The 9526-nt window shown below is 65.6% G+C and carries 9 protein-coding genes and 2 pseudogenes; 7 read left to right on the top strand and 4 right to left on the bottom strand.

Annotated elements, in window-relative coordinates; translation table 11 throughout:
* Positions 1-93 precede the first annotated feature (93 nt).
* The 4 genes from NV1_RS11775 (at position 94) to NV1_RS11790 (ending at position 4135) form a co-directional block, all read left to right on the top strand.
* Positions 94-1671, top strand: a complete 1578-nt coding sequence (locus NV1_RS11775) for a class I adenylate-forming enzyme family protein (protein ID WP_067889502.1) — start codon at positions 94-96, stop codon at positions 1669-1671.
* Positions 1672-1692: 21 nt separating this feature from the next.
* Positions 1693-2502, top strand: coding sequence for an enoyl-CoA hydratase/isomerase family protein (locus NV1_RS11780; RefSeq protein WP_067889462.1), 810 nt, complete (start codon positions 1693-1695; stop codon positions 2500-2502).
* A gap of 67 nt (positions 2503-2569) precedes the next feature.
* Positions 2570-3325 carry an SDR family oxidoreductase gene (locus NV1_RS11785; protein WP_067889505.1) on the top strand — a complete coding sequence of 252 codons (756 nt, stop codon included), beginning with the start codon at positions 2570-2572 and terminating at the stop codon, positions 3323-3325.
* A gap of 6 nt (positions 3326-3331) precedes the next feature.
* Complete coding sequence (locus NV1_RS11790) at positions 3332-4135, top strand: SDR family NAD(P)-dependent oxidoreductase (protein ID WP_067889465.1); 804 nt, start codon at positions 3332-3334, stop codon at positions 4133-4135.
* Positions 4136-4284: 149 nt separating this feature from the next.
* Here the strand turns inward: NV1_RS11790 and NV1_RS11795 are convergent, their stop codons facing one another.
* On the bottom strand, positions 4285-5124 hold the full coding sequence (locus NV1_RS11795; protein WP_067889508.1) for an SDR family oxidoreductase: 840 nt from the start codon (positions 5122-5124) through the stop codon (positions 4285-4287).
* Positions 5125-5497: 373 nt separating this feature from the next.
* Between NV1_RS11795 and NV1_RS45630 the strand changes: the two genes are divergently transcribed.
* The gene (locus tag NV1_RS45630; protein ID WP_245713670.1) at positions 5498-5764 is read left to right on the top strand and encodes a hypothetical protein; all 267 of its coding nucleotides are present in this window, start codon (positions 5498-5500) and stop codon (positions 5762-5764) included.
* Between the two features lie 504 nt (positions 5765-6268).
* On the opposite strand, the gene NV1_RS11805 is transcribed toward NV1_RS45630, so the two are convergent.
* Complete coding sequence (locus tag NV1_RS11805; protein WP_067889511.1) at positions 6269-6739, bottom strand: UPF0158 family protein; 471 nt, start codon at positions 6737-6739, stop codon at positions 6269-6271.
* A 75-nt stretch (positions 6740-6814) separates the two neighbouring features.
* Positions 6815-7666, bottom strand: coding sequence for an alpha/beta fold hydrolase (locus tag NV1_RS11810; RefSeq protein ID WP_084525303.1), 852 nt, complete (start codon positions 7664-7666; stop codon positions 6815-6817).
* Between the two features lie 70 nt (positions 7667-7736).
* On the opposite strand from NV1_RS11810, the gene NV1_RS11815 reads away from it, so the two are divergent.
* A complete protein-coding gene (locus NV1_RS11815) occupies positions 7737-8717 on the top strand; it encodes a GlxA family transcriptional regulator (protein WP_067889475.1) in 981 nt (326 codons plus the stop codon).
* Positions 8718-8881: 164 nt separating this feature from the next.
* A pseudogene (locus NV1_RS46770) lies at positions 8882-9175 on the top strand (transposase); the annotation flags it as partial.
* Positions 9176-9246: 71 nt separating this feature from the next.
* Here NV1_RS46770 and NV1_RS45090 read toward each other — a convergent pair.
* A pseudogene (locus NV1_RS45090) lies at positions 9247-9526 on the bottom strand (ABC transporter substrate-binding protein); the annotation flags it as partial.

Genomic DNA, 9526 nt, shown 5'->3' on the forward strand with positions numbered 1-9526 from the left:
GAACGGTAACGGTGGTTGTGGATCGGTTCGTCGCGTCAACAGGAGAGCTGGAGCCCGATGACACAGCATATCGACATGGCTTGGGCCAACTCCATGCACGAGGCTCCGAATCCCACAACATACTGGGAACTGGTTGCCTCGGCGGCGGAAAACTATCCGGATCGGGTGGTACTCCTCGATGAATACGGCCGCCGACTGACGAGTCGACAGCTGCGCGATGCCGCATGCTCGACAGCTGCCTGGCTCGCCGGCCACGGGATCGCATCCGGGACCGTCGTCTCATGGCAGCTGCCCACCACCCTCGAGACCATGGTGATCATGACCGCCCTGGCCCGGCTGGGCGCAGTCCAGAATCCGATCATCCCGCTGTTGCGCGAGAGCGAACTCGGCTTCATCACCGCGCAGATCTCCGCCGAGTTCCTCCTCGTTCCCGAGACTTGGCGAGGCTTCCCCCATGGCGATCTGGCCCGTTCGCTCGCCGCGAAACGCGGTCTCGCCGCGATCATCGTCGATCACGAAACTACCCCTGCCGCAAGCGGACTGCGGCTTCCGGCAGGGGATCCGGGAAGACTTCCGGCCCCTCCGACGCCGAGTGCGGACACGCGGTGGATCTATTACTCATCGGGCACAACCGCCGCACCGAAGGGGGCACGACATTCGGATCGATCGGTCATCGCCGGATCGGCCGGCGTTGTCGGCATGGTCGGCGCGACGAGCGAGGACGTCAACCCCCTGGCCTTCCCCATATCTCATATAGGCGGCGCCGCGATGCTGGCTGCCGCATTGCTGACCGGCATGCGCCTTGCCCTGTTCTCCTCATTCGATCCGGCGAATACGCCCTCGGCAATAGCGGCGGTTCATCCCACTCTGCTCGGCTCCGCGACACCATTTTTCGTTGCCTTCATGGCGACCGCCCGAGCACATGGCGATAAGCCGCTATTTCCCGCGCTGCGTGCCTGCGTCGCCGGCGGCGCACCCATCACGCCGGAGCTCGCGCGTCAGGTGCGTGAACAGTTGCACGTCCCGGGCATCGCGAATGCCTGGGGGCTGACGGAATTCCCCGTGGCCACCTCGCCGAAGCCCGACGCGGCGCCCGAGGTGCTCGATTACACGGTCGGCCCTCCGGTGCCGGGCGTGCGCGTGCGAGTGGTCGACGAGTACGGGAACCAAGCCGCCGTGGGACAGGAAGGCGAGCTGAGACTCCGTGGACCACAATGCTTTCTCGGCTATGTCGATGCCTCGCTCGATGCCGAGGCCTTCGACGTGCAGGGTTGGTTCCGCACCGGCGATTACGGTCTGATCGATGCCGACGGCAATGTACGAGTGACCGGCAGAATCAAGGACGCGATCATTCGCAACGCGGAAAATATCTCCGCACTCGAAGTCGAGGCAGTGCTCATCACACACCCTGCCGTGTCCGATGTCGCTGTGATCGGTGTCCCGGACGATCGCACCGGCGAAAAGGTTTGCGCGGTAATCGTTCCCGAACCAGACCGCGATATCACCTTGCGATCCCTCGTCGACCACTGCCGGGCACACAGACTGAGTAGACACAAGCACCCCGAACGACTCGAGGTGATCGATGCCCTTCCGCGGAATACGGCGGGAAAGGTCCTGAAAAATGTTCTGCGCGAGCAGTTTCACCCGTCGGCTCCGTCACTGGCGGAATAGTTGTCGTTCCGAGGAGATCGCATGTGCCCAGCACCATCCGGAGTCGAGGTGAGCACCGATGCGCGGGGAGTCCTCACCGTGACGATCGACCGCCCGAAGGCCGCCAACTCGCTGACACCACAGGCCCGTGACGAACTCACCGATATCTTCCAGCGCGCCTCCTCGACCGCAACGGTCCGAGCAGTGTTGTTGCGCTCGACGGGAGATCGGCACTTCTGTGCCGGTGCGGCACTCGACGCGACCGCTGCCGGCCCGGACACCGAACATCCGGTCGGAGACGTTGCGCGCATCCTGCAGCACGGCTGGCAGCGCCTGACCGCCGCCATCTTGGACTGCGACAAGCCGGTGGTCGTGGCGGTGCAAGGGACCGCCGCGGGGGCTGGGGCGAGCCTGGTCCTGGCGGCGGACTTCGTGGTGATGGCCGACTCGGCGACCCTGGTGCAGACCTTCATCCGTCGAGGAATCCTTCCCGACGCCGGCGCGGCCTACCTGCTGACGCGGATCGTCGGCTTACGCCGAGCCGCGGAAATGCTGATGCTCGGCGACAAGCTGACGGCCGGCCAGTGCGAACAGTTCGGAATCGTCAACCGCGCCGTACCGGCCGCGGAGGTGACGAAGGTTTCCGACGAACTCGCCGGTCGGCTCGCCGCCGGACCGACGATCACACTGGCGCTGACGAAGAAGTTGCTGGCCGTTGCCTCCGAATCGAGCCGCGACCGCGCGTTCCAGCAAGAGGCGTGGGCCCAGGAGCTCGTGTCACACACCGAGGACATGCATGCGGGGCTCGCCGCTTTCGGCCGACGCGCCGAGCCACGCTTCCGCGGCCGCTGAAGGTACTCAGAGCCGAACCGCCTGCACGCCAGGCCGTCCCGGGGCCTGCCACGACAAGGAGAAACTGATGACCGACCAGCGAGACGGCATGAACGGTGCACGGGCATTGATCGTGGGTGCCTCGTCCGGCATCGGGAAGGCGGTCGCGATGGCCGCGCATGCGCGCGGTGCACGTCTCGCACTGGCTGCCCGGCGAATGGACCTGCTGACCGCGTTGGCCCGAACACTCGATGCCTCCGCACACGAACTCGACGTGTCCGATCCAACAGCGGCCCAATCGGTTGTCGATGCCGCTGTCACCGTACTCGGGGGCCTGGACGCGGTGGTCTTCACCAGCGTGGTGGTTCCATTCGCCCACATCGAGGAGACCGATGCAGCGACCTGGATGCACGCCGCGATGGTCAACGCCTTCGGGGCCTCCCACATCATTCGGGCTGCACTGCCGCATCTGTCGGAAAATGCGGCGATCCTTATCACGTCCGCCCACGACGTGGGGCACCCCCGCACCGGCGTCGCGGCGTACAGCGCGAGTAAGGCGGCACTGAACGAGATCCTGCGTTCGTGGCGAGGTGAGCACCCCGAACTGTCGATCATCCGGGTCAGCGTCGGTCCGACCGAAGATACCGAAATCCTGCGCGGCGCCGATCGTGAACTCCTCGCCGAGTTCTATCGGAGTTGGGCACAGCACGACCAGATTCCCGAACGCATGTCCGCTGTCGGTGATGTCGCCGACACCCTGGTAGCCCTGGTCGACGCTGCCCGTAACGCCCCGAGCGTCGTCCCCGAAGTCGTCCACCTCGCACCCAAACTGTTGAAGGGCTGAATACCGATGGATCTCGGATTGACCGGCGCCACGGCCGTTGTCACCGGCGGCAGTAAGGGAATGGGATTAGCCATCGCCCAATGCCTGGCCGCAGAGGGTGCCCGGGTGGCGATCATGGCTCGCGGCCAGGACGCACTCGATGCCGCGGCAGTACAGTTGCGCGCGACCCCCTCCCCCGAAATTCTGGCTATCCCGGCCGATATGTCCGATGCCGAATCGATCGCGCGGGCGTTCGGCACAGTTCACGAACGCTGGCCAGAGTTGAATACGCTTGTGCACACGATCGGACCGGCCGCGGGCGCGTTCGACGACCTCGACGACCAAGATTGGCACAACGCCTTCGATCTGGGCACGCTGTCGGCGGTTCGGTCGATCAGGGCAGCGCTGCCGATGCTTCGTGCGGCGCGGTGGGCACGCGTCGTCACGTTGTCGGCGCACTCGATCCAACGCCAGAGCCCCCATCTGGTGGCCTACACAGCGAGCAAGTCGGCACTGTCGAGCGTGACCAAGAACCTATCCAAAAGCCTTGGCCCCGAGGGCATCTTGGTGAATTGCGTATGCCCTGGCACGATCGTGACCGCCAGCTTCACCGAGAACCTGAAGGACACACTCGCCCAGGACAACCTCGATGCGTCGGATCCGGAAGACGTGATGACCTGGGTCGACCGAACGTTCGGTCACCCCAGTGCGATCGGACGCGCAGGGCTTCCCGAGGAGATCGCGTCGATCACCACCTACCTGGCTTCTCGCCGGAACGGATATGTCACCGGCGCGACCGTGAATGTCGACGGCGGGTCCGATTTCGTCTGATCGAGCGGACCAGCCGGGCACCGCCGCGCCCCCGTTCTCCGGCTCGGCAGCGGCGCGCCTCGTCGCCCCGCGACCGGGCTCCGGACGGCGGCGGTAGCGGCTGTCCGGGCCCCGTGTTCAACTTCGTAGTCTCACAAGATGTTTCGACGTCACCGCGTCTTGGCGGCCTCCTCGGTCTCGGTCGCCCACTGCGCCGAATGCCGCTCCATCGTCATCGCTCCGAACCATCCCCCATCGGTCCACAACACCGATCCCCCGACGTAACTCATCCGCGGACTTCCGAGGCACACCAACGGCCACGCCTGCTCGACAGCGGTGGAGTAGCGCCCGACCGGTCCCATCGCCGAATCCACCACATCCTTTCCGATCAGATCATGGAAGGCCGGCATCATCGCGGTATCGGTCGGCCCGGGGTTGATGCAATTGATCCGGATATTCTGTCGAGCGAGATCCGGATACCACCAGCCGACCCACGCATCGATGGCGTACTTGGAGTAGGCATAGCCACTCCACGACCATCGGGACTCATTGTCTCGCAGCCACTGCACCGCGGCGTCGAATCCGTCTGTGGCCAGCAGCTCCTTGAGAACCGGAATATGTTCCTGCCAGCCGATCGCGGCCGAGGAGGAGATCGCGCTGATCGCGGATCCGCGGGTCATCTTCGGGACGAGGCGTTCGGCCAGGTGGCGGGCGCCGACGAAGTTGACCATCATGGTGTCCCATTCGCTGAACGGCGGACCGGGGAGTCCCGCACAGCTGAACAACCCGTCGACCGGACCGTCGATGGCCGCGACCACATCCTCGATGGATGTCTTGTCCCGCAGGTCGATCTCGAACGCCCGCGCTACCGGTACCGACACCGGTTTGACATCCAAGGCGATGACGGTGGCACCGAGTTCGGACAGCACCTGCGCGGTAGCCTGCCCCATTCCCGAGGCGGCGCCGGTCACTACGACCGACTTGCCCATATATCCGAGTACATCGTGCATGCGGAGTCCTTTCAGATCACCGGGCGCGGCATCCTCGCTGTCCACGACCGGTACCAACCTGCACCCGGATCGACGTGGACGGATCGCCCACGCGGCACCCCGGGATGCTGTTGAGAATATATATTTACAATAGTGTAAATGCCTGTTCTCTGATAGTGAAACCAATAGCTTCGCCGACACGGAAGCCGTCGAAATGTTCAGCGAACCTGGTCGACAGCGAGTTCCGGCTGGGCGAGGGCGAACGGGCCGATGGCGGACAGGTCGTAGGAGCCCGGTGTGGCGGCCACAACGGTAGGTATGGCGTTGATGGCATGCATGGCCGTCGCCAGACACCCCTGCTCGGCATGATCCTCGCCGGGGCGCCGAGGGCGAGATGCAACGTCATGTTCGGCTCGCCCTGGAAGGTGACCCCGTAGCCCTCCTGCGTCGGCCAGTCGGGCACCAGATCGTCCGCCATGCGAGTGAGATGTTCGACGGCCAGCGTGGTCTCGCCGCAGTCAACGAGCACACCGAACCGTATTGCGCCGACCATACCCGCGGGAATTCGATCGACGGCTACCTCGAGAGTCCTCGGAGTGGTGGCCACATGCCGGTATCCGCGCACCTGCTGGATCCGAAGGCCGAGCGAGTGGGCCAGTAACGTCGCGGTGCCGAGCCACGCTCCGGCAGCGTAGTCGGTATTGGTCGATAGCGGGGCGGTGTCCTCGGGTGTGCACCCGAAACCGTGGCCGTGAAGATGAGATCGGCACTGGCGTAGGTCGAGTAGTTCAGCACTTCCCGTACATCGATACGACCACAACGCCGGGCCGGCCGCGACAGCACCGGCGCCAACGAAGCCGGGAAACAGGCCCAGTCCCAGGAACGTGGATACCTGTGCGACAGGCATTCTCGATGGCAGTGGCGAGCGACGAGCGAACCCAGATGGATGAAACGGCTCCCGGTGGCGATAACGTCCTTTCCGGACGTCAGCAGATCGCAGACGTCGGCGAAACAGCCCGCGGTATCGGTTTCCACTCGACTTTCGCGATCCGCATCGAACATTCATTCGATCACAGATCGAAGGTGAACGCCTGCTTGACTGTTCCGCAAGTGGGCGAATGCGTGCAGCGATCGTTCCGGGCGGGCGCCTGGTCCCGCCGCCCCATCAGGGGAGGTCGGGATCGGGATGCTCGCTGAGGAAACGCCGGCCCGCGTCGTCCTCGATCAGCGAGTTGTCGACCAACCATTCCACCGCCCGGCGCGCTGCTCGCCTGTCACGGAAGGCGTACCACGCAGGCAGTAGGTGCGAATAGTCCTCGTGCAGTTCGTTTTTGAAGCGGCGGAAGGCGCCTTTGCCCCGAATGGCTTGGGCCAGTCGGTGGCCGGCGGTCTCGTCGCTGATTGCCTCGGCGAAATCGGCCATGTCCTGATACCAGAGGTAGGACGGGAGCGCATCGATGGCAACGAGGTCCACCTCGTCGAGGTCGACGGGCGTGCGTCCATCGACGCCGCCGTCGGTCGTCCACAGCACGATCTCACCGGACTGCGGGTTGATCAGCCATCGGCGCTCGTAGTCGGTCTGATCCGCCAAAGCGGCAGCGATCTCCTCCAGGTCGAGGCTGCTCAGGTCCAGCATCCGGCCACGATAAGCCTGCTGCCGCATTACGACCAGTCGAAACCACCCGATGAGCGGCAATACCGGATACTCGGGTCAGCCCTGGTCGGGTTGGGTGAAGAAGTCGGTCAGGGTGCGGGCGATCTGGTCGGAGGCGTTCTCGGTGGGGATGTGGTCGGCATCGGGGATGCGGACGAGGGTGGTGTGTGGCATCTCGGTGGTGAATTTCTCGGCGTACTCGACCTTTTCGTACCGATCGTCCTCGCCCCAGATCAACAACTTGGGCGTTGTCGACTGCCGTAGCGCGGGAACGAGATCGAGGGTGTAGCGGTGGTCGGCCGCGGCCGCCATGGCCAGCCAGGAGCGTCGGACCCGCGGGTCGGTCCACGGCTCCACGTACTCGGCGATCAGCCCCTCGGTGGCGGCACCGGCCAGCGCCCCTGCCGTGGCCTGTCGGCGGACGGCGAGTAGTTCTTCACCGGTAGTGGCCGCGGCGACGACCGGGTCCCGGTACTGGCCGACGTGCGGTGCCGGCCAGGAGTCGCAGAGGACCGAGTTGACCAGCGCCAAGCGGGACCCGGCCACCGGGTCGCGAGTGAGGAGGTGCTGAGCGACGGCGCCGCCGATATCGTGGCCTGCCATGGCAATCGGCGCAGAGAGCCGTAGCGCGGAGACGAATCGCACCACCCAGTCCGCGAGGGCCGGGACCGTGGCCGTATCGAGGGTGAGCTCACCTCCCGAGCACCCCAATCCAGGAAAATCGACCGCGATGGGCCGCAGACCGGCCTCCGCGAGGCCGCCCAGCACCGGCAGCCACACCCGGCTCCAATACGTCCCGTGCAGCAACAACACCGGCGGGCCGTCCTGCCCCGCAGTCAGATAGCTGGCTGCATGGCCGTCGACCTCGACCGCGGTCCTGTACACGCTCGTTGCTGTGGTTTCACTCATACAACCACTCTGACCGCTGGCCGACGACCGGCCGAGAGTCCGCAAAGACATCCTTGGGTAGATTCGTGCCATGCCTCGTCATCAGGTAGTGGCCCTGCTCACCCCGCCCCAGTCCCTGTTCGAACTCGCCTGCGCTGCAGAGGTTTTCGGCACGGTGCGGCCTGATGTAGCGGCCCACTACGACTTTCGCGTCTGCACCGAACACCCAGGCTCGGTGCAGACCACCGCCGGCTACGCGATGTTCGCAGACGCAGGCCTGGAGGCTGTGCAGGAGGCAGATACCGTTATCATCCCGGGCTGGCAACCGCCCGGCGCACCGGTATCGCCGGCCGTCCTCGAGGCAATACGCGCTGCCCACGAGCGCGGCGCGCGGATCGCCGCCATCTGCACGGGGGCATTCGTACTCGCCCAGGCCGGACTGCTCGACGACCGCCGCGCCACCACCCACTGGCGCCACACCGCCCTACTCGCAGCCGCCTTCCCCGCCGTGCAGGTCGAGTCGGACGTGCTCTACGTCGACCACGGTGACGTGGCAACCAGCGCCGGCACCGGCGCCGGCATCGACCTCTGCCTGCACCTGGTCCGCCGCGACCACGGCGCGGCCCACGCCGCCCAGATCGCCCGCAACATGGTCCTACCGCCACACCGCGACGGCAGCCAACTCCAATACGCCACCCAACCCGCCCCAGCCGCGGCCGACGAATCGCTTGCGCCACTGCTGGAATGGGCCACCTCACAGCTCGACAGCCCTCTCACCATCGCCCAGCTGGCAGCCCGCGCGGGTCTGTCGAGGCGCACCCTCGCCCGGCGTTTCACCGAGCAACTCGGCACCAGCCCGGGACAGTGGCTGCTCGCCCAGCGCATCGAAACCGCACGAATCCTCTTGGAACAGACCAACCTGCCCGTGGAAGCCATCGCCGCCCGAGTCGGACTCTCCTCGGCAGTCAACCTGCGCCGGCACTTCCGGGCGCATCTGGGCACCACCCCGGGTGCATACCGCCAAACCTTCGGCGAAATCCGACACCCCGAAGCCTCGCCGAACACTGTGTAATCGGCTATTACCGAGCACTACAGTTGACAATAGTCAGGATGGATTGGGCGTTGCGATGAAGGCGGCTGACGTGTGTGGGACACGCCGGCGGCCATGTCGGCGTGTCGGGGTGATCACGGCGGTGTCGGGGCCGCGATGATCGCGGGTTTGTGTCGATCCGATCCGTGCCGCCGGCGCCGAAGTCGTTGCAGCCCTTGCTGGATGCGTTCCGGCCATGTTTCACCGCCCCCACCTTCTCCACCTTCGTCGCGCTGACGGTCGGGGTGATCGCCGCCCCGGCGCGGCGGACGGTGTGTGGTATGTTCACTGCCGCCCGATCGGGAGGACATCACGCTCGCGCGCACCGGTTCTTCGCTTCTGCGCGCTGGAACCTCGACCAGGTCGGGCTGGCGATGCTCGGCCTGGTGGTCGGCCGGCTCACCCCGACCGGCGCCCCGCTGCTGATCGCGGTCGACGACACGTTGTTTCGCCCAGGACGGCCGCCAGCGACAAATCGGAGCGCTCGATCACGTGGCGCAGGCCATCTTTCCCGTTGTGCCTTGTCGACATGCTCGCGCAGGGGCACCACGTTGTCGGATACGTACGGCCCGAAGATCACTGGACAACCTTCGTCGACGAGTTCGTCGAAGGCCCGCTCGACCGTCTTGTAGCTGCCGTTCGGCAGGCCGACCACATCACGGCGAACGAACTCCACCGGACGGTCCAGCACACCCGCTCGACGGCCTCGTCGAGCGTCAGGCCGATCGCGTCGACGCTGTCGGATTCGTTATCGGAGCCGGTCGGATAGCCATTGAGAAGTCCCACTTTGA

Source organism: Nocardia vaccinii NBRC 15922 (assembly GCF_001613305.1).
In the GTDB taxonomy this organism is placed as follows: Bacteria; Actinomycetota; Actinomycetes; order Mycobacteriales; family Mycobacteriaceae; genus Nocardia; species Nocardia vaccinii.

Excerpts from the sequence above, each read along its gene's own strand:
- NV1_RS11775 (WP_067889502.1), top strand. The coding sequence starts at position 94 with ATGCACGAGGCTCCGAATCCCACAACATACTGGGAACTGGTTGCCTCG.
- NV1_RS11780 (WP_067889462.1), top strand. The coding sequence starts at position 1,693 with ATGTGCCCAGCACCATCCGGAGTCGAGGTGAGCACCGATGCGCGGGGA.
- NV1_RS11785 (WP_067889505.1), top strand. The coding sequence starts at position 2,570 with ATGACCGACCAGCGAGACGGCATGAACGGTGCACGGGCATTGATCGTG.
- NV1_RS11790 (WP_067889465.1), top strand. The coding sequence starts at position 3,332 with ATGGATCTCGGATTGACCGGCGCCACGGCCGTTGTCACCGGCGGCAGT.
- NV1_RS11795 (WP_067889508.1), bottom strand. The coding sequence starts at position 5,124 with ATGCACGATGTACTCGGATATATGGGCAAGTCGGTCGTAGTGACCGGC.
- NV1_RS45630 (WP_245713670.1), top strand. The coding sequence starts at position 5,498 with ATGCAACGTCATGTTCGGCTCGCCCTGGAAGGTGACCCCGTAGCCCTC.
- NV1_RS11805 (WP_067889511.1), bottom strand. The coding sequence starts at position 6,739 with ATGCTGGACCTGAGCAGCCTCGACCTGGAGGAGATCGCTGCCGCTTTG.
- NV1_RS11810 (WP_084525303.1), bottom strand. The coding sequence starts at position 7,666 with ATGAGTGAAACCACAGCAACGAGCGTGTACAGGACCGCGGTCGAGGTC.
- NV1_RS11815 (WP_067889475.1), top strand. The coding sequence starts at position 7,737 with ATGCCTCGTCATCAGGTAGTGGCCCTGCTCACCCCGCCCCAGTCCCTG.